Origin of the sequence: Kitasatospora cathayae, assembly GCF_027627435.1 — a bacterium.
Lineage (GTDB): Bacteria > Actinomycetota > Actinomycetes > Streptomycetales > Streptomycetaceae > Kitasatospora > Kitasatospora cathayae.
This window is the reverse complement of record NZ_CP115450.1, coordinates 7,812,067-7,834,140: the sequence shown is the minus strand read 5'-3', so window position 1 is coordinate 7,834,140 and position 22,074 is coordinate 7,812,067. Positions and strand designations below refer to the sequence as shown.

23 protein-coding genes and 2 pseudogenes are annotated in these 22,074 nt (G+C 71.4%); 10 read left to right on the top strand and 15 right to left on the bottom strand.

Annotation, left to right across the window (positions count from 1 at the left end; translation table 11 throughout):
- Positions 1-12 precede the first annotated feature (12 nt).
- Together O1G21_RS34910 and O1G21_RS34905 are read left to right on the top strand one after the other, a co-directional pair.
- Entirely contained in the window at positions 13-954 is a 942-nt protein-coding gene (locus O1G21_RS34910; RefSeq protein ID WP_270149400.1) for an ATP-grasp domain-containing protein, read from the top strand.
- Positions 955-1,151: 197 nt separating this feature from the next.
- Positions 1,152-1,631, top strand: a complete 480-nt coding sequence (locus tag O1G21_RS34905; protein ID WP_270149398.1) for a ricin-type beta-trefoil lectin domain protein — start codon at positions 1,152-1,154, stop codon at positions 1,629-1,631.
- A 66-nt stretch (positions 1,632-1,697) separates the two neighbouring features.
- Here the strand turns inward: O1G21_RS34905 and O1G21_RS34900 are convergent, their stop codons facing one another.
- The 5 genes and pseudogenes from O1G21_RS34900 to O1G21_RS41880 all read right to left on the bottom strand — a co-directional run.
- Positions 1,698-2,975 carry an alpha/beta hydrolase family protein gene (locus O1G21_RS34900; protein WP_270149397.1) on the bottom strand — a complete coding sequence of 426 codons (1,278 nt, stop codon included), beginning with the start codon at positions 2,973-2,975 and terminating at the stop codon, positions 1,698-1,700.
- Between the two features lie 171 nt (positions 2,976-3,146).
- Entirely contained in the window at positions 3,147-3,611 is a 465-nt protein-coding gene (locus tag O1G21_RS34895) for a hypothetical protein (RefSeq protein WP_270149395.1), read from the bottom strand.
- A 58-nt stretch (positions 3,612-3,669) separates the two neighbouring features.
- The gene (locus tag O1G21_RS34890; protein ID WP_270149394.1) at positions 3,670-4,899 is read right to left on the bottom strand and encodes an acyl-CoA dehydrogenase family protein; all 1,230 of its coding nucleotides are present in this window, start codon (positions 4,897-4,899) and stop codon (positions 3,670-3,672) included.
- Positions 4,900-4,904: 5 nt separating this feature from the next.
- Positions 4,905-5,933 (bottom strand): phosphotransferase family protein, encoded by a 1,029-nt coding sequence (locus O1G21_RS34885; protein ID WP_270149392.1) that lies wholly within the window; start codon positions 5,931-5,933, stop codon positions 4,905-4,907.
- Positions 5,934-6,160: 227 nt separating this feature from the next.
- A pseudogene (locus O1G21_RS41880) lies at positions 6,161-6,430 on the bottom strand (tautomerase family protein); the annotation flags it as partial.
- Between O1G21_RS41880 and O1G21_RS34880 the strand changes: the two are divergent.
- A pseudogene (locus O1G21_RS34880) lies at positions 6,405-6,497 on the top strand (LysR family transcriptional regulator); the annotation flags it as partial. The pseudogenes O1G21_RS41880 and O1G21_RS34880 overlap by 26 nt on opposite strands.
- Positions 6,498-6,567: 70 nt before the next feature.
- Here the strand turns inward: O1G21_RS34880 and O1G21_RS34875 are convergent.
- Both O1G21_RS34875 and O1G21_RS34870 read right to left on the bottom strand, forming a co-directional pair.
- Complete coding sequence (locus tag O1G21_RS34875; RefSeq protein ID WP_270149391.1) at positions 6,568-6,777, bottom strand: DUF397 domain-containing protein; 210 nt, start codon at positions 6,775-6,777, stop codon at positions 6,568-6,570.
- A 3-nt stretch (positions 6,778-6,780) separates the two neighbouring features.
- Positions 6,781-7,605 carry a helix-turn-helix domain-containing protein gene (locus O1G21_RS34870; RefSeq protein WP_270149390.1) on the bottom strand — a complete coding sequence of 275 codons (825 nt, stop codon included), beginning with the start codon at positions 7,603-7,605 and terminating at the stop codon, positions 6,781-6,783.
- 105 nt (positions 7,606-7,710) lie between these two features.
- Here O1G21_RS34870 and O1G21_RS34865 point away from each other — a divergent pair, with 105 nt between their 5' ends.
- From O1G21_RS34865 to O1G21_RS34855, 3 genes are all read left to right on the top strand, one after another.
- The gene (locus tag O1G21_RS34865; protein WP_270149388.1) at positions 7,711-8,058 is read left to right on the top strand and encodes a recombinase family protein; all 348 of its coding nucleotides are present in this window, start codon (positions 7,711-7,713) and stop codon (positions 8,056-8,058) included.
- Complete coding sequence (locus O1G21_RS34860; protein WP_270149386.1) at positions 8,055-8,261, top strand: hypothetical protein; 207 nt, start codon at positions 8,055-8,057, stop codon at positions 8,259-8,261. Before O1G21_RS34865 ends, O1G21_RS34860 begins: the two co-directional genes overlap by 4 nt.
- Before the next feature lie 351 nt (positions 8,262-8,612).
- Entirely contained in the window at positions 8,613-9,221 is a 609-nt protein-coding gene (locus tag O1G21_RS34855) for a lytic polysaccharide monooxygenase auxiliary activity family 9 protein (protein WP_270149384.1), read from the top strand.
- 92 nt (positions 9,222-9,313) lie between these two features.
- On the opposite strand, the gene O1G21_RS34850 is transcribed toward O1G21_RS34855, so the two are convergent.
- The gene (locus O1G21_RS34850; RefSeq protein ID WP_270149382.1) at positions 9,314-10,327 is read right to left on the bottom strand and encodes a hypothetical protein; all 1,014 of its coding nucleotides are present in this window, start codon (positions 10,325-10,327) and stop codon (positions 9,314-9,316) included.
- A gap of 267 nt (positions 10,328-10,594) precedes the next feature.
- Between O1G21_RS34850 and O1G21_RS34845 the strand changes: the two genes are divergently transcribed.
- Together O1G21_RS34845 and O1G21_RS34840 are read left to right on the top strand one after the other, a co-directional pair.
- Positions 10,595-11,848 (top strand): polysaccharide deacetylase family protein, encoded by a 1,254-nt coding sequence (locus O1G21_RS34845; protein WP_270149381.1) that lies wholly within the window; start codon positions 10,595-10,597, stop codon positions 11,846-11,848.
- Positions 11,849-12,135: 287 nt separating this feature from the next.
- Positions 12,136-12,861, top strand: a complete 726-nt coding sequence (locus O1G21_RS34840; protein WP_270149380.1) for an alpha/beta fold hydrolase — start codon at positions 12,136-12,138, stop codon at positions 12,859-12,861.
- A gap of 46 nt (positions 12,862-12,907) precedes the next feature.
- Here O1G21_RS34840 and O1G21_RS34835 read toward each other — a convergent pair whose 3' ends face one another.
- Together O1G21_RS34835 and O1G21_RS34830 are read right to left on the bottom strand one after the other, a co-directional pair.
- A complete protein-coding gene (locus O1G21_RS34835; protein ID WP_270149378.1) occupies positions 12,908-13,810 on the bottom strand; it encodes a hypothetical protein in 903 nt (300 codons plus the stop codon).
- 174 nt (positions 13,811-13,984) lie between these two features.
- Positions 13,985-14,431, bottom strand: a complete 447-nt coding sequence (locus tag O1G21_RS34830; protein ID WP_270149377.1) for a hypothetical protein — start codon at positions 14,429-14,431, stop codon at positions 13,985-13,987.
- Between the two features lie 166 nt (positions 14,432-14,597).
- Here O1G21_RS34830 and O1G21_RS34825 point away from each other — a divergent pair, with 166 nt between their 5' ends.
- The gene (locus O1G21_RS34825) at positions 14,598-15,536 is read left to right on the top strand and encodes a LysR family transcriptional regulator (protein ID WP_270149375.1); all 939 of its coding nucleotides are present in this window, start codon (positions 14,598-14,600) and stop codon (positions 15,534-15,536) included.
- On the opposite strand, the gene O1G21_RS34820 is transcribed toward O1G21_RS34825, so the two are convergent.
- On the bottom strand, positions 15,517-17,520 hold the full coding sequence (locus tag O1G21_RS34820; protein WP_270149373.1) for a transglycosylase domain-containing protein: 2,004 nt from the start codon (positions 17,518-17,520) through the stop codon (positions 15,517-15,519). The genes O1G21_RS34825 and O1G21_RS34820 overlap by 20 nt on opposite strands.
- A gap of 224 nt (positions 17,521-17,744) precedes the next feature.
- Here O1G21_RS34820 and O1G21_RS34815 point away from each other — a divergent pair, with 224 nt between their 5' ends.
- Entirely contained in the window at positions 17,745-18,854 is a 1,110-nt protein-coding gene (locus O1G21_RS34815; RefSeq protein WP_270149371.1) for a hypothetical protein, read from the top strand.
- A 48-nt stretch (positions 18,855-18,902) separates the two neighbouring features.
- Here the strand turns inward: O1G21_RS34815 and O1G21_RS34810 are convergent, their stop codons facing one another.
- The 4 genes from O1G21_RS34810 to O1G21_RS34795 form a co-directional block, all read right to left on the bottom strand.
- A complete protein-coding gene (locus tag O1G21_RS34810; protein WP_270149369.1) occupies positions 18,903-19,523 on the bottom strand; it encodes a DUF402 domain-containing protein in 621 nt (206 codons plus the stop codon).
- Positions 19,520-20,419 carry a Gfo/Idh/MocA family protein gene (locus tag O1G21_RS34805; RefSeq protein ID WP_270149367.1) on the bottom strand — a complete coding sequence of 300 codons (900 nt, stop codon included), beginning with the start codon at positions 20,417-20,419 and terminating at the stop codon, positions 19,520-19,522. Before O1G21_RS34805 ends, O1G21_RS34810 begins: the two co-directional genes overlap by 4 nt.
- Positions 20,420-20,460: 41 nt before the next feature.
- The gene (locus O1G21_RS34800; protein WP_270149365.1) at positions 20,461-21,150 is read right to left on the bottom strand and encodes an O-methyltransferase; all 690 of its coding nucleotides are present in this window, start codon (positions 21,148-21,150) and stop codon (positions 20,461-20,463) included.
- An 88-nt stretch (positions 21,151-21,238) separates the two neighbouring features.
- Complete coding sequence (locus O1G21_RS34795; RefSeq protein WP_270149364.1) at positions 21,239-21,904, bottom strand: DedA family protein; 666 nt, start codon at positions 21,902-21,904, stop codon at positions 21,239-21,241.
- Positions 21,905-22,074 lie beyond the last annotated feature (170 nt).

Below are 22,074 nucleotides of genomic sequence, written 5' to 3'. Positions count from 1 at the left end.
TTCCATGGCCGCATGGGCCGACGAGACCTCGTTCTTCTGACCGATCACAGCTCCACCGAGGGCACCCGGGACGCGATGGCCACCGCCGCCCGGCGGCTGACCGGCCGCGAGCCCGTCCTGGTGGACGCGCGGCACTTCATGACGGACGGAACGGACGGCTCCCGAGACGCCACCGGCCGGATCGACGCCGTGGGCGAGGGCACCGTCCGCCTGGAGGCCGAGGGTCGCGTCGTGACCACGGACACGGTGGTCGTCTACGAGATCCCGCCGCACCGGCGCCCCGCCTTCGCCCACTGCCAGCGGCAGTTGCGCGCGGCCGGCGTCCGCTCGCTCGGCACCGACGTCGAGGCCTGGCGCGCGGCGACCGAGAAGGACCGCACGGTCGAGCGCTTCACCCGCGACGGCGTGCCGCACATGCCGACCATCACCCTCTCCCGGCCGGGCCCGGAAGCCGCCACCCAGGCCTTCGAACGGCTCGGCGGCGACGTCTGGGCCCGGCCCTGCGTCGGCATGGGCGGCGACGACGTCTTCCACGTCACCACGCACGCCCAACTGGCCGCCGCCGCACGGCACTACGCGGACATCGGCGCCGACTGGCTGATCGCCCAGGACGCCCGGAACTTCACCGCCGACGGGCGGCGCCACCAGTACCGGGTGGTCGTCCTCGGCGGCCGGGTCGTCCGCGCGACGGAGCACGTACAGGCGGACCCGGACGCGCCGTGCAACGAGTGCCGGGGCGCCGTCTCCACCCTGCTGGAGACCGACGAGATCCCGCCGGGCATCCCCGAGTTGGCGATCCAGGCCACCAAGTCGCTCGGCCTCCCGCTGGCTGGCGTGGACCTCGCCGCCGAGAGCGGCGGCGTGGTCTTCGAGGTCAACGTCCACCCGGCCTTCGGCACGCGAGGGGTGGAGCAGATCGCCCTCCCGTACGTCGCGGCGCACCTGCAGTCCTGAAGCAAATTGTCGATCGAAATCCAATTGCCGAACGCCAGATCGCCCATGATGACCCGTTCGCGTGAAATGCACCGCTCGGCCCTACTCGTTCGCCGACGATGGATGCTCCAATTGGCACGCACTCGAGCCTGAGCTGCTGAATCACACCCTGGCCGTGCGCGAACCACACGGCCTACCGGGAGAACGGAAACCGACTCATGGCATTTGCTCTCCGCAAGACGCTCGCCGTCGCCGCTCTGGCGCTGACGGCCTCCTTCCTGCCGGCCGGCGGGGCCGGGGCCGCCGACACCGACCACTCGGCCCCGCGCACCCCCGGTCTCTACTGCCTCGCCAACGCCTGGAACACCCCGAACATCGGCACGAAGCCGTGCAACTCCAGCGACCCCGGACAGCACTGGACCCTCGCGGGCGAGCAGATCTCCCTCAGCAACGCGCGGGGCTACTGCCTCGCCAACACCTGGAACACCCAGAGCGTCTCGGTGAAGCCCTGCAACCCCAATGACCCGGGGCAGTACTGGACCGTGTCGGGCGAGCAGATCTCCCTCACCTTCGCGCCGGCCTACTGCCTCGCCAACGCCTGGGACTCCCCGGCCGTCGGCACGCAGCCGTGCAACATCGCCGACCCCGGCCAGCACTGGGTGGTCTTCAACGACCAGATCAGCCTGGCGCTCGCCTGACGAACCCCACCGTGGTGCCCGGGGCCGCTCCTGTCGGCCCCGGGCACCACGCTGTCGTGCCACCGGCTAACGCTCGTACGTCATCTCCGGGAAGCGCGCCGAGGGGCCGTCCAGCAGGTGGTCGTCGTGGCCGCGCAGCCAGCGGTCGAAGAAGGACGCCACGTAGGAGCGGGTGGCGAGTTCGGCGCGGTCGGGGCGGATGGTGCCGACGTCCTTGGTCACCTGCTCGGGGCTGATCGCACCCTGCCGGGCGAGTTGGGGCAGCAGGGACTGCGCGTCGGTGTACGAGCCGTGCCGGGAGCCGTCCAGGGTGAGGTCGGCGTGCCATCCGGTGCTGTGCCGCCAGAGGGCGTCCCAGCCGGGCTGCTGGCGGTAGCTGCCGGAGTCCTTGCTCCGGGTCCCCATCAGCAGGAACGGGCGGTCCAGGCCGTCCTCGGCGACGCTGGGCAGGAAGACGCCGGTCTGCCCGTCCGGGCCGGGGAAGTGCAGCTGGCCGTCCAGGTTGATCCCGGCCGCGATCCGCCGGTCGTCGTGCATCGTCTGCAGGGCGGTGAAGCCGCCCGCCGAGTGGCCGATCATGCCGATCCGGTCGAGGTCGAGCGAGGCGGCGAGGCCGGTCGGCAGGCCCGGGACGCGGCGCAGCCCGGCGAGTTCGTCCAGCACGAAGCGGGTGTCGTCGACCCGGGTGGACAGGGACTTGCGCAGCACGGCGCCGATGTCGAGACCGGGCCGTCCCAGCATGGCGGGGAACACCGAGGTGGCCAAGTCGCCACCGGGGAAGGCGACTTCGGAGGCCTCGTAGGTGTGGTCGATGGTGACGACGACGTAGCCGCGCGAGGCGAGGTCCTCGACCAGGGCCGTGCCCCAGCTGCGCGGGTCGCCGAGCCCGGGCGAGTACAGCACCACCGGGCGCGGGCCGCCGGGGCGGGCCGGGGCGTCCTGCCGGGCGTGGGTGCGGATGGCGCCCCAGTCCGTACTGCCGGGCTGGACCCCGTAGTTGAGCTGCGCCATGCCGGTGGCGCTGCCGTAGTGCTGCCCGGCGGCGGGCGCCATGTAGCGGGCGCGGTCCTCGCCGGCGGCCGGGCGGGCGGTCGGGTACCAGAAGCTGATCATCAGCTCGCGCTTGCGCCCGGGCTGCCAGGGGTCCTCCCGCCCGGCGTCGGTCAGGTGCAGCGAGGTGGTCCCGATCGGGTACGGCCCGGTCGGCTGCGGCAGCCACGCCGTGGCCTGCCGCCCGCCATCGCCGTCCGCCGGCGCCGCCACCGCCCCGGGCGCGCCCGCCACCCCCAGCGCCGCCGACGCCGCCAGCAGTACCGCCGCCACGGCCCGTCCCCGCCCGCCCATGTTGCCGTCTCCCTCGTCGCGTCCTGTGTTCCGTTGACGAAGCAGACGCTACGGGCAGGGCGGGCCGGATCCGTCATACCGAAGAGCCAAGTCCCCCTGAGTACTTCGGTATGACATCCCTACGGGTCGGGGCACACTCGCCCTGGCGGTAGGGACCGCACCCTCGTGCCCTCAGCCGCCGAGGTGGCCGGCCAGGGCCTCGATGGTGCGGCGGCGCATCGTGTACATCGCGACCGCCGAGCCGTCCGCGAAGCGCAGCCGGAACCTCGCCATGGCCTGCAGTCGCGGGCGCCGCTCCACCCCCGCCACCAGGTCGCGCGGGACGTGCCAGTGGAGTCGGCCGAGCTTGCGGATGTCCGGCCCGACCGTGACGAAGGCGGTGCGGCGGTCGGTGACCACCAGCAGCTTGGCCGCGACCCCGCTCTCCACGTTCGGGAAGCTGCGCGCGATGCTGCCCGACCCCCCGGTCACCGCCCCGATCCGCGCCAGCTTGTTGCCGATCGCCGCCCCGGCGCCGTCCCCGATCCCCTCCGCCCCGGCGGCCGGGATCACCTTCGCGACGTCCACCAGCTGCTCGTCCGGGTCCAGCAGCGGTTGCACGGCCTGGCGGTAACGGTTCATCAGGGTCTCGGTCATCCCGTCAGACTAGCGGGGGATGATCAAGGATCGGGCACGGGGACGGCGTCGGCGTGCGTCAGCGGTACTGCTTGAGCTCCCGGCGGGCCAGCGAGCGCTTGTGCACCTCGTCCGGCCCGTCCGCGAGGCGCAGGGTGCGGTTGCCCGCCCACAGCTGGGCCAGCGGGGTGTCCTGGCTGACCCCGGCCGCGCCGTGTGCCTGGACGGCCTTGTCGAGGATCCACTCGACGGTGCGCGGGGTGGCGATCTTGATGGCCTGGATCTCGGTGTGGGCGCCCCGGTTGCCGACGGTGTCCATCAGCCAGGCCGTCTTGAGCACGAGCAGCCGCAACTGTTCGATCCGCACCCTGGATTCGGCGATCCAGTCCTGCACCACACCCTGCTCGGCCAGCGGACGGCCGAAGGCGACGCGCTCGTTCGCCCTGCGGCACATCAGCTCCAGGGCGCGCTCGGCGATGCCGATGGCCCGCATGCAGTGGTGGATCCGGCCGGGCCCCAGCCGGGCCTGGGCGATGGCGAAGCCGGTGCCCTCCTCGCCGATCAGGTTCTCGACGGGCACGCGGACGTCCTCGAACAGCACCTCGGCGTGGCCGCCGTGGTCGGCGTCGTCGTAGCCGAAGACCGTCATGCCGCGCTTGACGGTGACGCCCGGGGTGTCGCGCGGGACGATCACCATGCTCTGCTGCCGGTGCGGGGCCGCGTCCGGGTCGGTCTTGCCCATCACGATGAACAGCTTGCAGTCCGGGTTCATCGCACCGGTGATGTACCACTTGCGGCCGTTGACGAGGTACTCGTCGCCGTCGCGCTCGATCCGGGTGGCGATGTTGGTGGCGTCCGAGGAGGCGACCTCGGGCTCGGTCATCGCGAACGCGGAGCGGATCTCGGCGTTCAGGAGCGGGCGCAGCCAGCGCTCCTTCTGCTCGGCGCTGCCGAACTGGGCCAGCAGCTCCATGTTGCCGGTGTCGGGGGCCGCGCAGTTGAGGGCGGGCGGGGCCAACTGGATGCTGCGGCCGGTGATCTCGGCGAGCGGGGCGTACTGGAGGTTGGTGAGGCCGGCGCCGTGCTCGCCGGGGATGCTGTGCTTGTCCACGAAGAAGAGGTTCCACAGGCCCTGCTTGCGGGCCTCCGCCTGGAGGTCGGCGATCACCGGCGGGGCGGCCCAGCGCTCGCGGGCGGGGTCGGCGAGCTGCTGCGCGAGGACGGTTTCGGCGGGGTAGACGTGCTGGTCCATGAACGCGAGCAGTTGCTCGCGGAGTTCGTCGGTGCGGGCGTCGTAGGCGAAGTCCATTGTGGTTAGCCCTCCTTGAGGGTGCTGAGGCCGTGCCGGGCGAGGATCGGGGCCATCTCGCCGGCACGCTCGAAACCGGCGCCCAGGGTGCGGCCCTGTTGGAAGCGGTAGTGGATGCCCTCGGCGACGGCAGCGAGCTTGAAGGAGGCGAAGGCCACGTACCAGTCCAGGTCGGCGGCCTGACGGCCGGTCAACTCGGCGTAGTACGAGACGATTTCGTCGGGCTTCGGGAAGCCGGGGGCGGTCATGGCGGAGGGGATGATGCCCCCGCCGACGCCGGCCAGCTCGGTGTACATCACCAGGAGGCCGATGTCGGTGAGCGGGTCGCCGAGGGTGGACATCTCCCAGTCGAGGACGGCGGTGATCGTGTCGGAGTCGTCGACCAGGACGTTGTCGAGGCGGAAGTCGCCGTGGACCAGGGCGGGGGCGGGCGAGGCGGGGAGGCGGTCGGAGAGGAGGGCGTGCAGCCGGTCGAGGTCGGGGAGGTCGCGGCTGCGGGACTTCTCCAGCTGGGTGGACCACCGTCGAAGCTGGCGCTCCAGGTAACCCTCGGGGCGACCGAAGTCGGCGAGGCCGACGGTGGCCGGGTCGATCTTGTGCAGGGCGGCGAGGGTTTCGACCAGGTTGCGGCCGAGGGCGGCGACCCGCTGCTCACCGAGGGCGGCCAGCGTCTCGCGATCGCGGTGCGCGACGCCGCTGACGTGCTCCATCAAGTACCAGGGGGCGCCGAGCACGTCGGTCTCGTGGTCGATCAGCAGCATCTGCGGCACGGGGACGTCGGTGTCGCGCAGGGCCGACATCACGCGGTACTCGCGGCCCATGTCGTGCGCGGTGGCCAGGACGTGCCCGAGCGGCGGACGGCGCAGGACCCACCGGGTGACGTCGTCCGTGAGGACGTACGTGAGGTTGGAGCGGCCCCCCTCGATGAGCGAGGCCCGCAGCGGCCCGTGGAGGGCGTCGGGCAGCTCCCGGTCGAGGTACGAACGGAGGCCGCCCAGGTCCAGGCCGGGCGGATCGGCGGGAGTCTCGGACATCGGGCGGCTCCTCGGGGACGGCAGGATCGATGACTAAGCGCTTGCTTAGCATTCAGCCGTAGCGGGCCCCCTGTCAATGCCGCGAGCCCCCGGACTCGCCAGTCCGGGGGCTCGCGGCTCACATGGTTCAGCCGACTCGGCCGGCCTCCATGGCCTCCGGGCTCATCCGGGTGTTCGAACCCGGTCTCGGGGTCGATGGTCCGGCCCTCCACCCACCAGTTCTCCGCAGCGGTTTCCAGGACGGTCATCAGGACGTCCTGGCGGCGCAACCCCGTGGCGGTCGCGAGGCGGTCGGCGACGGCTTCGAACAGTGCCGCCTTCTGAGCGGGGGGTCGGTGCTTGAAGGTCATCCAGATGATCACCGAGTCGGTGCTGCACTCGATACCGAAGAACGTCGGTGGGTGCAGGATGTCGGCAGGCTCCATGGCGTGCACGTCGTGCGCGACCGCAGCGCACGCACTGGGCGTCTGACCTGGTCTGCCCGGGCGACCGCGCATCGCACATATCGCGCGCGACTGGCTGACCGAGCTTCACCTGGTGGCGGCGGGCTGCGGCGTCACCACCCACCGCCGCCGGCCGTGGCGCAGGCCGTCCAGGCCCTGCACCGCGAGGCGGCCGGATGATCGGCGGATGGTCAGATGTCGCCGAACTCGCCGGAGACGGCCGCGGCGAGGAACGCACTCCACGCATCCGCCGGGAAGACAAGTGCCGGGCCCTCCGGGTCCTTCGAGTCGCGAACCGGGACGACACCGGGGAAGTCGGGTGAGACCTCCACACAGGAACCGCCGTTACCGGAGTGCGACGACTTGAACCAGGCAGCGCGGGACAGGTCTGGGCGGGTCATGGGTCAAAGTTCCTCTCGGGCCTTGCGAATCAGTTCAAGGGACGCAGCTCGGGTCAGCGCTTCCACCTGCAACCGATCGTAGGCCTTTTCCCACGTCCTGACAGTCCTGTCTTCCCGCACAACAAAGCCGTGATCCGCCGTTTCCGTGTAACCGACCACAGAGCGGTCGGCAGACGTCAACAAGGTGACGAAGGAACGGAATGGAGCGTGCTCAGCCAGGCTGAACGGGGCGATCTGGAAGATCACATGAGGCCTGGTCGCCATCTCGGTCAAGTGCTCAAGCTGTGCTCGCATCGTCGCGACACCACCCACCGGGCGCCGAATGGCACTCTCGTCTATCACCGCGTGGATCACCGGCGGCTCGGCGCGCCTGAGAAGCCGCTGCCGCGTCGCGAGGAACCTCACTCGCTCCTCAGCCTGGTCTTGCGTACTGCTCCCTCGCTGCACTGCTGCGGCCTCGATCGCGGATGCGTAGGCCTTGGTCTGGAACAGCCCAGGAATGAGGTTCGGCTCGAAGATCCTGATCTTGGCCGCTCGGGCCTCCTGCGCAGCGTGCTCGGGGAAGCCCTCCAGGAACCCCTTCCTCCGCATCCCGACCCACATCAGCTCAAGCGTCTGCCCCGTCCCGAGCGCCTTGTCGACCGCCCTGACGAAGTCTCGGCTGGTGGACTTGCGACCGGTTTCCACCGCCGAGATGTAGCTGTCCGAGTACCCGCTGGCCGCAGCCAGATCCTGCTGGGTCCACCCCAGCGCCTCGCGCGAGCTGCGAAGCAGCGCGCCGAAGGACTCACGTGGGGACGCCGTTGGATCAAGCTCCTTGCGGTTCACAGCTCACACTCGATTCCACTTGAAACGCAGGCAAGTTGAACGATTGCCAAGCTTAGCGGACAGTAAGCACTCCCCGTAGCCCTCCAACTACGGAGAGGAGCAGCCATGGACTGCCCCCTGCCCCCGCAGGCCGTCGAACGCCTCCAGGTCGTCGCCTACCTCGCCAGGACCGACTCCGCCTTCCCCGAGCGCGAGTTGCGCATGTGCGAGGCCTACGCCCTCACCTTCAACTGGGACATCTCCCTCATCGTCGTCGACGACGAAGCCGACGCGAAGGGGCCCGAGCACCGCCCCATGCTCCGCGCCGCCCTCCAGCGGGTCATCGACCAGCGGGCCGGCGCGATCCTCGTCCCCACCAAGGCGACCATCTCCCCCATCGACGGCGAGTTCAACGAGTTCGCCGAGCGCGTCGAGAAGGCCTCCGGCTTCATCCAGATCGCGACCCGCCGATGACCGACCGCTACGCCATCGTCCCCGCCGACGCCCCGCACGGCGCCTCCTACCAGGTGTGGGTCGTCCGCGACCGCACGAGCAACCGCCTCGTGAAGGCCCTCCCCCCGGCCGACGAGCCGCTGCGCTTCTACTCGTACGCCCAGGCCCGCGCCTGGACCCTCACCAACACCGCCGCCACCCCCCCCACTACGAGATCCGCCTGATCGACACCAGCAGCCCCCACTTCCTCCAGATCGAGAGCTGGGGCCTCTGGGACCCGACCCGCCACGCCTACCTCCGCGCACCCGGCTCCCCCTCCCGCATCAGGCGCTTCTACACCCGCGCCGCTGCCGAGGACCTCCGACGGAGCCTCAGCGACTAGAGCTCCTCGCCGGGCGGTTCAACAACACGACGGACTCTTGCGAGTGGCGTGACGATGTCCCGCCGGATCGGACCGGTAGCCTACGAATCATCAAATTCCGCTGGGCAGGGCATTATTGCTCCCGTGTCGGCGCATCCCGCCCGCTGAGCTGTCATGCGCTTGCCCGGCCCACCGACTCCGAGAGGAGATGGAAATGGCTGCGAAAAACAGTGATGCGGTCCCCAGGCACGGGCGACTGACGAGTCCTCGCTCGCGCGCCGACATTCACTTCAACGGCGGCTGGCCGTCCAACGGGCTGGAAGCCGGGAAGTTCTTCCCGGCGACGCAGGTCGGGCTGCCGGACCCGGACGTGCCGACGGACATCCCGAGCGGCCCCAAGGCGGTGCCGCCGGACGGGAAGATCGCCAGCGGCGGCAGCGAGCCGGCCGGTGCGGTGCTCGACGAGGTGCGGGACTGGCCGAAGGTCGACCTCCGGGCGGGCGTCGAGGTGCCCTTCCAGTGGGGCTTCTCGGCCAAGCACCGCACGCGTCGCTACAACTACTTCGTGACCAAGGAGGATTGGAACCCGAGTGCTCCGCTGAGCCGCGCCCAGTTCGAGCGTGAGCCGTTCGCGACGTACAAGCCGTACGGCGACATGCCGTACGACAAGATGCCGGAAGCCCACGACGACCCACACCTCGACAAGCCGCACCCGGTCAAGCTGCCGAACCGCTCCGGCTACCACGTGATCCTCGGCGTGTGGGAGGTGGCCGACACCGGCCACGCCTTCTACCAGGTGATCGACGTGAACTTCACCCAGTAGTGCCGCTGGGGAGGCTGCCCGTCTCCGGCGGGCAGCCTCCCCGATGACCTTTCGGACGCCGTCCCGGTTGGAACCGTCCCGTCTCCGGGTGGTCAGAGCAACAGGCAGCCCAGCCAGCTGGAGGGCAACCAGCCCTCCAGGGAGCGCAGTTCGGGTTCGGTGGCGGGACGGGTCGCCAGGATGGCCTGGCGCACCTCGCCGCGCCCGCCGAGGGCGCTCAGCTCGCCGCCGGCGGCGGCCAGCGTGATCGTGAGGCCGTCGCGCTGCAGGACGTACCGGTTCGCTCCGTCGGACCACAGGCCACCCGGCTCCGGCAGGCAGGGGGTGAAAGGGCTGGTGGTGAGGTTCTCGCCGTCCGCGGACAGCAGCGGGCGGCCGCAGGGGGCGCTGTAGCCCGGGGAGACCGTCTCGACCGCGGCCTTGTCGAAGCCCTTGCCGAGGCCGCCACTGCCGGCGTGGATGTCCGCCTGGTCACTGAGCACGAAGACCGCCTGATGCCCGTCCCCACTGATCCCGGTGACCAGTACGTCCGCCGAGAGCACCGGCCGCATCAGGGACCGGGACGGGATACCGGCCTCGCGCAGTAGGTCCTGGACCCCCACTTCCCGCTGCATCGCCCGCAGCGGGAACGCGAGCACGAACAGGCCCAGCAGCATGCCGACGGTCGCCGGCAGGGCGGTGCGTGAGCGCAGCACCACGGCTCCGGCCAGGGCGAAGGACGGGAGGGCGAGCACCAGCACGCTCAGCAGGCCCGGGCGGAAGGGCAGCAGGAGGGCCAGCCCGTGGGCGGCGGCGAGGCCGAGCGCCATCGGCACGGGTGCCAGCAGCCAGCACCGCCGGGGGGCGGACGGCTGCAGGGCGTGGACACTGACGAAGTACGCGGGTATGACGACCGCGAGCGTCACCACCAAGTTCAGGATCACGAGGACGTGCCCACCGGGCTCGAAGTGCCGGCTGACGCTGCCGATGGCCACCGAGATCAACGACGGCAGGGCGCAGGCCGCACCGAGGGTGACGACCTGACGGCGTGGGCTCGGGGTAGGGCGATCCGGTGCGAGCCCCTGCGCTCCGACCGCGTGCGGATTGTCCGGTTCGACCGCGGCCATCGCTTCCCCCTGGTGATTCGGTGCCTTCGATCCACCAGTGGGACGAACTCGTGCCGATCTTGGTTGCGACAGGCGGCCGGTGTGCCGCGACGTCTCGAGACCTACCGTCCGTGCCGGTCGCCGGCACGACGACACCGACCTTCACCTTCGCCGGACATGCACCCGGGGAACTTGCTCCTCGAATCGTGCAACCTTTTCCGCCCCGCAAGTCATCGATCACATGAGTGTTCTATTTGATCGAACTGTAGGCCGAGAGAAGGGGAATCGGTGCGGACTGCTCGTGGTGCGGCCGTCCTGTTGGCAGTGGGGGTCGTCGCGTCCCTCACCCTCACCACGGGAGACTCCTTCTCGAAGGGCAGACCGAACGCCGCCGCCCCCGATCCCACAGCCCCGGAATCGGAACCGGAGCCGGACCCGGAACCCGCCACCCCGACTCCGACACCGACCTGGGACGGCCAGGTCCACGTCCTCGGCGACGGTTCCACCTCCTACACCGGCCCCCAGCCCAAGCAGCCCAAGCCCGAGAAGCTCAAACCGGGCGAGAAGCCGCCGCAGTTCGTCGTCTTCTCCTGGGACGGCGGCCTGGAGGGCGACGAGCACCTCTTCTCCCGCTTCCGCAAACTGGGCGCGGAGAACAACGCCCAGATGACCTACTTCCTCACCGGCATCTACACCCTCCCCAAGTCCAAGCGCAGCCTCTACCACCCGCCCCAGCACGACCCGGGCGCCTCCTCCATCGACTACGCGACCGACGCCCACATCAAGGACACCCTGGAGCAGCTGCGCCTGGCCTGGCTGGACGGCAACGAGATCGGCACCCACTTCAACGGCCACTTCTGCGGGAAGAAGGGCGGTAACGACTGGAGCACCGCGGAGTGGAAGAGCGAGCTGGACCAGTCCGTCTCCTTCGTCACCAACTGGAAGACCAACACGGGTTTCAAGGACCTCCCGCCGCTCCCCTTCGACTACACCAAGGAGCTGGTCGGCGGCCGCGCCCCCTGCCTGGAGGGGCAGAAGAACCTCCTCCCGGCCGAGAAGGCGGCGGGCTTCCGCTACGACGCCAGTTCCCCGGGCGAGTTCCAGGTCTGGCCGAGCAAGAGGGGCGGCATCTGGAACTTTCCGCTCCAGATGCTGCCCTTCCCGGCCAGGGAGAGCCAGGGCCTGTCGATGGACTTCAACTTCCTCGCCGGCCAGTCCGGGAACACCACCAAGGGCGACCCGAAGAAGTTCGACGAGTGGGAGAAGGAGGCCCGGCAGAGCTACCTCGCCGGCTTCGAGCGGGTCTACAACGGCAGCCGGGCCCCGCTGTTCATCGGGAACCACTTCGAGGACTGGAACGGCGGCATCTACATGCAGGCGATCGAGGACGTGGTGAAGGACGTCTGCCACCGCGACGGCGTCCGCTGCGTCTCCTTCCGCCAGGTCGCCGACTGGCTGGACGCCCAGGACCCGAAGGTCCTCGACAAGCTGCGCCAGCTCGACCCCGGTCAACCGGCCGACTGGTCCCGCCTGGTCAAATGACTCGCCCGAAGGGCGGTTTCAGGCGTCCCTCCGGTCGAAGCCGAGCCGCCTCCGCGTACCGGCCAGCGGTCGCGGGCACCACCAGGCCCAGCCCGGGCCGTGGGCGCGGGAAGCGCAGTGCCCCGGCGGCGGGCGGGAGGGGCGGCGCCGACGCCCACGCGGTCGCGCAGTATCGTCGACGACCGGAAGTCCTGAGCGCGGCCACCCGGCTCGCACCCCACGGGCGGGGGTCCGCCGCGCTCCGCGCTCCCCCGCCCTCGGCGATCCGCGCAACGGAGGTACCACAGATGGGCGTTGACACCGACCGGCCGACCTTCCTGCTGGTCCACGGAGCCTGGCACGGAGCCTGGTGCTGGGACGCGGTCCGCACCGCGCTCGACGCCGACGGTTGGCGGTCCCGCGCCATCGACCTGCCCAGCTCCCATCCTCCGGTCGACCGGCCCGACGGTGCCCGCCCGGTGGGCATGCTGGACGACGCGGACGCCATCCGGGCGAGCCTCCGGAGCATCGGCGGCCCGGCGGTGGTGATCGCCCACTCCTACGGCGGCGTCCCCGTCACGGAGGCCATCGCGGACGCTCCGAACGCGGTGCTGGCGGTGTACCTCGCCGCCTTCCAGCTGGACGCGGGTGAGAGCATGTCCACCTTCCTCGGGACGCCGGTCCCGGACGACGGCACGGGCCAGGCCCCGCCCTACCCGGACTCCCGGCGGATACTCTTCGACGACGTGCCCGGGGCCGACGCCGACCGTGCCGTGACCCGGCTGCGCCCGCAGAGCGTCCGCTCCTTCACGGAGCCGGTGACCACGGCGGGGTGGCGCACCGTACCCTCCAGCTACATCGTCTGCGACCGCGACCAGGCGCTCGAACCGTCCAGGCAGCGCGAGCTCGCCGGCCGTGCCGGTTCCGTCCACCGACTGGCGAGCAGCCACTCGCCGTTCCTCTCCATGCCCCGGCAACTCGCCACGTTGCTGGGCCGGATCGCCGCTTCCCCCCTGCCCGCCCCGCGGCGTTGACCCCTCCGGGACGCCTGGGATCCGTCGACCTGGGTGATCGTCCGCGTCAGTTCGATCCCGGGCTCCGCGTCAACGCCTTGCGGGCTTCGTCGAGTTGGCGCTGCTCGGCGGCACGGTCGCGGTCGAGTTCCGCCTGGTGCGCCTGGATCTGCTGTTGCTGGTAGGCGGCGTCGACCGCGTACCAGATGCCGATCAGGTTGGTCTGGCGCTTGCAGGTGATGTCGGCCTGGGCGGTGGCGATCTCCTGCTGGTCCGCCGTGGGCGAGGCGCCCCAGTGCAGGTCGTTGTAGGCGTCGATCGGTGAGGCGTAGCCGTAGCCGGCGGTCTTCATGCAGCCGGACCAGGCGGCGAAGGCGGCCGTGACCCGGTCGTCGGCGGTGGCCTTGACGTAGCTGCGGGAGTTGATCTGTTCGCCGATCCGGGAGGAACCGTAGGCCGCGTCGCCGCTGAGCTGTTTCTGGGCATCCGCGAGGCAGCCGTGCACCGTGACGCGGTCGGCCTGAGACAGCGAGGCCATGTCGTCGGTCGGCACCTTGTCCTGGTCCGGCACGGGCGCCTTGTGGTAGCCGTACTGGGCGGCGGCGGCCGGGTCCGCCGGTCCGTACCGGCGCGGGACCTCACTGCCGCTGCGCTGGTGGGTGAGGGCGGTCGGCGTCCGGAACGTGACGCCGTGGTGCTGGATGCAGTCACCGGCCAGCACCCACGAGGCCTGGTTCAGCAGGGCGTTGTCGGCCGGGGTGAGCACGTACTGCTCGATCGGCAGGCGGAGGGCGCTCAGGTCGGTCGGGGCCGCGGACGGGACGTCGGCACTGGGCGTGGCCGGGATGTCCGCCAGGGTCGCTGCGGCGGCCGCCGGTTTCGGGGCGGCTGCCGGGTGGCCGGAGCCGGAGCAGCCGGCCAGCAGGGCGCCGAGCGCCGTCAGCACGAGTGCGGTGGTTCCGGCGGACACGCGGTGCGGAGGGTGCGGCACGGCGGTGGGACCTTCCTGGGGCAAGGGCGTGGCTGCCGGGCCGACCGCTCGCGCGCGGTGCGCGAGCGGCCGGCCCGGCGGGATCGGTGCATGACCGACGACCGTCAGCCGTCAGCCGTCAGCCGTCAGCCGTCAGCCGTCAGCCGGCGACGATCACGAGTAGACGTTGACCGAGTACGAGGCCTCGTTGTTGCGGGTGACCTGCAGGTCGCCGGCATTCCCGGGGTAGACCACGTCGTAGGCGCCCCATCCGTAGGCCTTGCTGTTGACGTACACGTAGATGTCCTGGGAGCCGGTGTTGACGATCCAGGCCGCGGCATTCTTGACGGGCAGGCCGTCACCGTTCCACTGGTTGGAGTTGTTGAAGGCGCCCAGGCCGAATTCCCAGCCGGCCAGGTCGGTCACCTCTGCGTAGTTCGACCTGAACCAGGCGCCCTCGCCGCCGCCGTTGTACGACATGCAGACTCGGTACTGGCAAAGGCCCCGATCTCCTCCCCCCGTGATGACGTCGGCGCTGGCCGGGGTGGCGAGGGCCACCGTGCTGACGGCGAGGCCGGACGCGGCGGCGATCAGCGCGATCTTCTTGCGCAGACTGGACATGGTGATGCTGCCTTCCTGGTGTTCGAGCGTGGGGAGGCACCCTGGTTGTGCGGGCACTGACGTTGGGTCTGCTGTGGTTTCGTCACGAGCAGACGCTCACTCTGGTGTTCGATCACCAGCAGACACAAGTGACTATATGTGGACTGCATCTCGTAGCATCACTGAGATGTTGAACCTCGAGCGCCTGCGCGTGCTGCACGCGGTTGCCACGACCGGATCGGTCGTGGGCGCAGCACGACTCCTGCACGTCACCACGTCGGCAATCTCACAACAGATGGCCCGGCTGGAGCAGGAGACCGGTACTCACCTGTCGGAACGTCAGGGACGCGGCATCCGCCTGACCGAGGCCGGCGTCCTGTTGGCCGACCAGGCGGCGGGACTGCTGGCGCAGGCCGAGCGCGTCATGGCGACGATGGAGCAGCACCGCACAGTGGTGAGCGGGAGTCTCACCATCGCGGCCTTCCCCACCGCAGCCCGCGGGCTGCTCCCGCCGACACTGCGGGCCCTACGGTCGCGGTACCCGGGTCTGACCGTGTCGGCGCGGGAGCAGGAGCCGTACGAGGCGATCCCGGCGGTGCGCCGAGGGCTGGTCGACCTGGCGGTCGTCGAGGAGTGGATCGACGATCCGCTCGTCCTGCCCCCGGGGTTGGAGCAGCGCGCCCTCGTGGACGACACCTACGACATCGCCCTGCCCGGGGACCACCGGCTCGCCGACCGTCCGAGGCTCAGCCTGGACGAGCTCCGCGACGAGGAATGGATCACCTCGAACGACGGACAGCTGTGCCACACCTGGCTGGTGCGCAATCTCAGGGGCGCCCGCATCGCCCACACCGCCGCGGAACACCCGACGCAGCTCGCGCTGGTCGCGGCCGGGCTGTGCGTCGCCCTCATCCCGCGCCTGGGACGTGAACCGGCCTCCGCTCCGGTGCGGTTCGTGCCTCTGGCGGACGGCCCTCGTCGCCGGATCTTCGTCGTCTGGCGGTCCGCCTCGGCCGCGCGCCCCTCGATCGGCGTCGTGGTCGACGCCCTGCCCGAAGCCTGTCCCGTCGCCTGCCGGGCGCCGGGCCGGAGCCCCGATCACTCCGCTACCCGGCCGTCTTCATGAAGGCGGTCCAGATCCGGCCGGGCAGTTCGGAGTCCGGGGTCTCCGGCGAGGCTCCGCCGAGGCCCTCCAAGGAGAGCAGCTTCATGTCCTTGAGGTCCGCCCGGAAGACCGTGACCGCCGTCGACAGCGGCCCCTTGTAGCCGACGGTCCACCCGGCCGTACGGTCCGGGGTGGTGCCGGGCTTCGCCGCCACGCCCGGGCCCGCCGCCGCCAGCGCCTGGGCGCTGCCGCCGCGCACCGCTCCCTTGAGCGCCGTGTCCACGTCCGCCGCCACCGCCGGGGGCAGTGCCTGGACGGCGGTCGGCAGCCGCAGGTCGAGCTGGGTGCCGTTGCGGGTGATCCGGAGCACCGAGTACGGGTCGGTGTGGCGGCCGCCGGCCGCGAAGGCGGCGTAGGCGTCGGCGGCCCGGATCGCGCTCGGCTTGGAGTTGCCGACACCGAAGGCGGGCACCAACTCGCCCATGCTCTCCGGGAGCAGGCCGAGGGCGGCCGCGGTCTGCTGCACCCGGTCCAGGCCGACGTCCATGCCGAGCTGCATCATCGGGCCGTTGACGGACTGCTCCACCGCGCTGCGCAGGCTCACCTGGCCCCAGTTCCGCTTGCCGTCGTTGGCGGTCTTCACGATCTTCCCGTCCCGCCCCCAGTACGGCCCCTCCGGGGTCATCACGTTCACCCCGTTGTCGCCGTTGTAGGTGGTGCCGGGTGTCACCGGGCTCCGGTCGCCGCCGCGCTGGCGCTGCACGCCCTGGCTGAGTCCGGCGGCGTACACCAGCGGGGTGAAGGCCGAACCCATCGGCACCGTCGAGGTGTTGGCGTTGTCGAAGCCCTGTTTCAGGTAGTCCGGTCCGCCGTAGAGCGCGACGATCCGTCCGTCGAGGGCCACCGACGCGGCGCCGACCTTCAGCAGCTTGTCGGCCTCCCGGCTGCCGGGGTCGATGCCCTTGGTGGCCTCCTGCACCGCTGCGGCCAGGGCGTTGACCTTCGGCTTCTCGAAGGTGGTGAAGATCTGGTGGCCGCCGAGGTCGAACTGGGCGGGGGTGATGTCGCTGTGGCTCTCCACGTAGCTCCGGGCCATGTCCACCAGGTACCCGACCTGCCCGCTCAGCCCGGCGGCCTTCGGCTGCGGCCGGGGCTCCGGGAACACCGTGTACGTGGCGCGCTCGGCGGCGGACAGCTTGCCGACCTCCACCATCCGGTCCAGGATCCAGGACCAGCGCTCCTCGGCCCGCTCGTGGTTGGCCGCGCTCAGCGCCGGATCGTACTGCCCGGCCCCCTTCAACAGGGCAGCGAGAAAGGCGCCCTCGCTCGGGTTCAGCTGCGAGACGTCCTTGCCGTAGTAGGCCGCCGCGGCACGCTCGATTCCGTAACTGCCGCGCCCGAACCAGCTGGTGTTCAGGTAGCCGGCCAGGATGTCCCGCTTGCTCATCCGCTGGTCCAGCTTGATCGCGATGACCATCTCGCTGAGCTTGCGGGAGACGTCCTGGCGCTGGTTCAGGTAGATGTTCTTGACGTACTGCTGGGTGATGGTCGAGCCGCCCTGGGTGTCGCCGCCCGAGACCATCTCGTAGACCGCGCGGCTGATGCCCTTGAGGGAGATCCCCGGATCCGAGTAGAAGGTCTCGTTCTCGGCGGACAGCACGGCCCACTGCACCGACTCCGGCACCTGGTCCAGCGGCACCTCCTGCCGGTTGGTGTCGCCGATCCGGGCCATCTCGGTGCCGTCCGCCCAGTAGTAGACGTTGTTCTGCTGGGTGGCGAAGGCGTTCAGGTCCTCCGGGACCTCGGTGGTCGCGTAGAACCAGGCCGCCAGCCCGGTCAGCGCCAGCACCGGGACCCCCACCACCAGGAGCAGCTGCCGCCAGGACGGGAGCCAGCGGCGGAACCCGCGCCGCCCGCCGCGCGGGTAGTCGATCCGCCGCAACGGACGCCACCGGCGGCGCCCGGCCTTCGCCTCCTCGACTTCCCCATCCTGGTGTTCACGCACAGACCGCTCTCCGCTTCGCTCGTGGGACTTCGCTCGTGGGACTTCGCTAGTGAGACAGACCCCTCCACTGGGTTAGACGCGATCAGGACCGCCCCAGGGCCCAACGAAACGGGTGTGATCATGGCCATAGCAGGATCGGGAACTCGGTCTCGAGCGCTGACCGGGGCCCGGACACGGCGCTGCCCGGCCCAACGGCCCCCGCGACCTACCGCCAGAATGTCGCCATGAGGTTGATCCATTCCCTGCTCGGCGTGCTGTTGCTCCTGCTCGTCGTGGGCAGCATCCTGCGCACCCTGGTCGTCCCGCGCGGGCTCTACTCGGCCCTGGTGCACCGGCTCTGGCGGGTGCTGCGCACGGCGCTGCGGCTGTGGGCCACGCCGTTCGGCAGCTACCGGGCGCAGGACCGCGCGCTGACCTGGCTGGCGCCGCTGGTGCTGCTCGGCATGCTCGGGGTGTGGCTCAGCGGGATGCTGCTCGCCTACACCCTGCTGCTGCACGGCATCTCCGACCTCAGCTGGTCGGTGTCCGTCCGGGAGGCCGGCTCCAGCCTGTTCACCCTCGGCTACGCCAGCGGCGAGCGGCTCCAGCTGTCCGCGATCGACTTCCTGGCCGCCGCCAGCGGACCGCTGGTGATCGCCCTGCAGATCGCCTACCTGCCCACCCTGTACGCCGCCTACCAGCGGCGCGAGACCGAGGTGACGCTGCTGCAGTCCCGGGCCGGCGAGCCCGCCTGGGGGCCGGAACTGCTCGCCCGTCAGTCCCTGGTCGACACCGAGACCGCGCTCCCCCAGCTCTACCGCGACTGGGAGCGCCTCGCCGCCGACATCGGCGAGAGCCACTCCAACTACCCGGTGCTGCTGTCCTTCCGCTCCCCGCAGCCCAACCGCAGCTGGGTGGTCGGCCTGATCGCGGTGATGGACGCCGCCGCCCTGCACCTCGCCCTCTGCCCGCGCTCGGCCCCGCCCGAGGCCCGGCTGGTGATCCGGGCCGGGTTCACCGCGATGCGGGACATCGGCCGTTCGCTGCGCGTCGACTTCGACGTCGACCCGGACCCGGACACCCCGATCCGCCTCACCTACGCCGAGTACCTGGGCGCCGTCGCCATGATCACCGCCGCCGGCTTCCCGCGCGAACGCGCGGTCGAGGACGCCTGGCGGCACTTCCACGGCTGGCGCGTCAACTACGAGGCGCTGGCGTACGAACTCGCCCGCCGCAGCGACGCCGTCCCCGCACTGTGGACCGGCCCGCGCGACTTCCACGCCCCGGTCATCCCCCCGGCCCGCCCCACCGACCGCCGGCCGGACAACGCCCGACCGACGCTGCCGCCGGCCTGAGGCCGCTGGGGACGGACGGGCCGCGCCGGCCGGGGCGGCCGCCGTACGTTACGGCCGCGCCGGGAGCGCCGGGAGCGGCCAGTCGGCGGGCGGGGCGAAGTCGCGGTGGGTGCCGTCGAAGGGGAACGCCCCCGCCTCGACCAGTCGCGCCACGGCCTCGCCGCCCGCCCGGATCGCGCGCGCCTCCTCCGCACTCCAGAACGCCGGGTGCCCGGTCTTGGCGGCGAAGGACTCCTCGTCCTTCCAGCGCCAGCGGCGTTCCGCGTCCACCTCCAGGTCCAGCTCCAGGTCGTGGACGTCGACCTCCTCACCCCGGTACTCCCGGCGCTCCAGGTTCACGTACCAGTGCGAGAAGCCGGTGCCGGGCTTGAAGATCCACCAGACCGCGTACGGCTCACCGGCCGGCTGGTGGATCAGCGCGCTGACCGCGTCCCACTCCCCGGGCACCAGCGGGTAGCCCCCGGCGGGACGGCTCTCCGGCGGGATGTCCCGGATGTGCCGCCCGCCGGGCAGCTCGGCCTTCCACAGCGGTGAACCGGCCGCCAGCCAGAGCAGCAGCCCGTCCGGGCCGCACTCGACCACCCGCATCGGCAGACAGCTGGTCAGCTGCCCGCCGAAGTGGAAGTTCCAGCGCAGCAGCTGCCCCGGGGCGTGGTCCAGCGGCGTCACAGCGCCACCGGTCCACCGCTCGCGAGCGAGCGCTCGGCCCCCGCCAGGACCTCCACCACCCGCAGACCGAAGTCCGCCCCGCAGGGATGCGGCTCGCCCGAGGCGGCCGAGGCCAGCAGGGCGTCCACCGCCCGGTGCAGGCCGACGGTCGGGCCCTCGCCGCGCTCGGGCAACTGCGCCACACCGTGCTCGCCGCGCAGCTCCATCGCAACCCCACCGCCTTCGCGCGGGGCGGTCAGGCTGAGCGCCAGCGTGCTGGACGCGCCGCCGGCGTGCCGCAGCACCAGGTGCACGGTGTCCAGCGCCCCGGCCACCGCCGTGACCTGCGTCGCGTCGCCCAGCACCGGCAGCAGCACGGACAGCGCGTGCGGGCCGACGTCCCACAGCGCGCCCTTCTCCCGGCGCCACGCGGAGGCCGCGTACGGGCTGGTACTGCCCGGCGCGAACACCGAGCCGAGCCAGTCCGAGCGGCCGGTGAACCAGCCGCCGAGCTCCGCCTGCCGCTCGATCCACGGGATCTGCTCGCCGCCGAAGCGGACGGTGAAGAACACCACCGAGGCGACCTCGTACTTGCGCACCGCCTCGGCCACCTCGCGGGCGTCCGGCACCGTGAACGCGACCGGCTTGTCCAGCAGCAGGTGGCAGCCGGCCTCGGCGGCCCGCACCGCGAGCCCGGCCTGGACGGACGGCGGCAGCGCGATGGAGACGGCGTCCACCTCGGCCAGCAGCCGGTCGAGGTCGCCGTACCCGGGCACGCCGTGCGCCGCGCCCAGCGCCTCGGCCGCCTCCGGCCGGCGGCCCCAGACGCCGGTGAACTCCAGCCCGGGGTGCTCCGCCAGCACGGGCGCGTGCACCCGCTCGGCCCAGGTGCCGGTGCCCAGCAGTCCGATCCGCACGATGTCTCCGTTCCCTCGATGTGCGCGTTCTCGCGGTGGTTTCAGCTCTGCACGCGGACCAGCGTGAACCCGTCGTAGCCCTTGCTGCCGACCGTCTGGACGGACGTCGCGGTGACCCTCGGCTCGGCGGCGATCAGCTCGTGCATGGCACGGGTGGCGACGACCGCCGGGTCGGTGCTGGCGGCGTCGGCGATCGCGCCGCCGCGCACCACGTTGTCGACGATGATCAGCGAGCCCGGCCCGGTCAGCTGGAGCGCCCGGCGGAAGTACTCGGGGTTGCTCGGCTTGTCCGCGTCGATGAACACCACGTCGAAGGGCTCCTCGCCCTGTTCCACCAGCGCCGCCAGCGAGTCGGCGGCCCGGCCGACCCGCACCTCGGCGACCTCCCCCAGGCCGGCGCGGGCCAGGTTGCCGCGCGCCACCTCGGCGTGCCCTGGGTCGAGCTCCAGGGAGATCAGCCTGCCGTCCGCGGGCAGCGCCCGGGCCAGCCAGATCGTGCTGTAGCCGCCGAGCGTGCCGACCTCCAGGATCCGGCGCGCCCCCTGGGTCAGCGCCAGCAGGTGCAGCAGCTTGCCCTGGTTGGGCGCCACCGCGATCTTCGGGAGCCCGGCGGCGTCGGCGGCGGCCGTGGCGGCGTCCAGCACCGGGTCGTGTCCGACCAGCTGCTCGGAGAAGTACGCGTCCACCGCGTTCCACGTCGTCTGCTGCGTCGGCTGCGTCGGCTGCGTCATCGGGCCCTCCAGTGGTGCAGGATCGGCAGGTTCCCGCCGATGCTACTCCGGGGGCCCGACGACGCCCGGGCCTACTCGTTACGCTCCGTCAGTCCGCGACAGGGGTCCTGACCGCCTCGGCGGCCTTCGCCGCCTCCTCCGCCTCGATCCTCGCGTGGGTCTTGGCCGCCCGGCGCTTCATCACCCAGGCCGAGGTGGCCCCCACCACGACGGCCGCCGCCAGGCCCGCCCAGGAGACCCGGGACAGCCACGGCTCGATGGCCTTGCCCACCTTGAAGACCAGCAGCGTCGTGCCACCGGCCCAGATCACGCCGCCCAGCACGTTGGCGATCAGGAACTTCCAGTACGGCATCTTCAGTGCGCCCGCCAGCGGACCGGCGAAGATGCGCAGCAGAGCGATGAAGCGGCCGAAGAAGACCGCCCACATGCCCCACTTCTGGAACGAGCGCTCGGCGGTGGCCAGGTGCGAGGGCCCGAAGTGCTTGGGGAACTTCCGTCCCAGCTTCTCGAAGAGCGGCTTGCCCCCCTTGCGGCCGATCGAGTACCCGATCGAGTCGCCGATGATCGCGCCCGCGACCGCGCAGGCCGCGATCCCCCACGGGCTCACCACGCCCTTGACCGCCATCAGGCTCGCCGTGATCAGCGCGATCTCGCCGGGCAGCGGGATGCCCAGCGATTCGATCCCGATGATCAGACCGATCAGGGCGTACACCGCAGTCGGTGGAACGCTCTCGATCCAGGCGTCGATGTGCAAGGCCAGCACCTCCGTGGCAGGTCGGAACGGCCCCGGCTCCCCGTGGAGCCGAACGACCGTCCCGGCGGTTGTCCGATGGCGGCACCCAGGCCGCTCCCCCGGGGCGCAGCCTAACGTGCCGAACGGCCCGTCCCCCCGGCCGATCACCCCTGGTTACGACGTGCGCGCCC

What these genes read in the sequence shown, in the direction of transcription:
- O1G21_RS34910 (WP_270149400.1), top strand. Translation starts at nt 13, where the DNA reads ATGGGCCGACGAGACCTCGTTCTTCTGACCGATCACAGCTCCACCGAG.
- O1G21_RS34905 (WP_270149398.1), top strand. Translation starts at nt 1,152, where the DNA reads ATGGCATTTGCTCTCCGCAAGACGCTCGCCGTCGCCGCTCTGGCGCTG.
- O1G21_RS34900 (WP_270149397.1), bottom strand. Translation starts at nt 2,975, where the DNA reads ATGGGCGGGCGGGGACGGGCCGTGGCGGCGGTACTGCTGGCGGCGTCG.
- O1G21_RS34895 (WP_270149395.1), bottom strand. Translation starts at nt 3,611, where the DNA reads ATGACCGAGACCCTGATGAACCGTTACCGCCAGGCCGTGCAACCGCTG.
- O1G21_RS34890 (WP_270149394.1), bottom strand. Translation starts at nt 4,899, where the DNA reads ATGGACTTCGCCTACGACGCCCGCACCGACGAACTCCGCGAGCAACTG.
- O1G21_RS34885 (WP_270149392.1), bottom strand. Translation starts at nt 5,933, where the DNA reads ATGTCCGAGACTCCCGCCGATCCGCCCGGCCTGGACCTGGGCGGCCTC.
- O1G21_RS34875 (WP_270149391.1), bottom strand. Translation starts at nt 6,777, where the DNA reads ATGACCCGCCCAGACCTGTCCCGCGCTGCCTGGTTCAAGTCGTCGCAC.
- O1G21_RS34865 (WP_270149388.1), top strand. Translation starts at nt 7,711, where the DNA reads ATGGACTGCCCCCTGCCCCCGCAGGCCGTCGAACGCCTCCAGGTCGTC.
- O1G21_RS34860 (WP_270149386.1), top strand. Translation starts at nt 8,055, where the DNA reads ATGACCGACCGCTACGCCATCGTCCCCGCCGACGCCCCGCACGGCGCC.
- O1G21_RS34855 (WP_270149384.1), top strand. Translation starts at nt 8,613, where the DNA reads ATGGCTGCGAAAAACAGTGATGCGGTCCCCAGGCACGGGCGACTGACG.
- O1G21_RS34850 (WP_270149382.1), bottom strand. Translation starts at nt 10,327, where the DNA reads ATGGCCGCGGTCGAACCGGACAATCCGCACGCGGTCGGAGCGCAGGGG.
- O1G21_RS34840 (WP_270149380.1), top strand. Translation starts at nt 12,136, where the DNA reads ATGGGCGTTGACACCGACCGGCCGACCTTCCTGCTGGTCCACGGAGCC.
- O1G21_RS34830 (WP_270149377.1), bottom strand. Translation starts at nt 14,431, where the DNA reads ATGTCCAGTCTGCGCAAGAAGATCGCGCTGATCGCCGCCGCGTCCGGC.
- O1G21_RS34825 (WP_270149375.1), top strand. Translation starts at nt 14,598, where the DNA reads ATGTTGAACCTCGAGCGCCTGCGCGTGCTGCACGCGGTTGCCACGACC.
- O1G21_RS34815 (WP_270149371.1), top strand. Translation starts at nt 17,745, where the DNA reads ATGAGGTTGATCCATTCCCTGCTCGGCGTGCTGTTGCTCCTGCTCGTC.
- O1G21_RS34800 (WP_270149365.1), bottom strand. Translation starts at nt 21,150, where the DNA reads ATGACGCAGCCGACGCAGCCGACGCAGCAGACGACGTGGAACGCGGTG.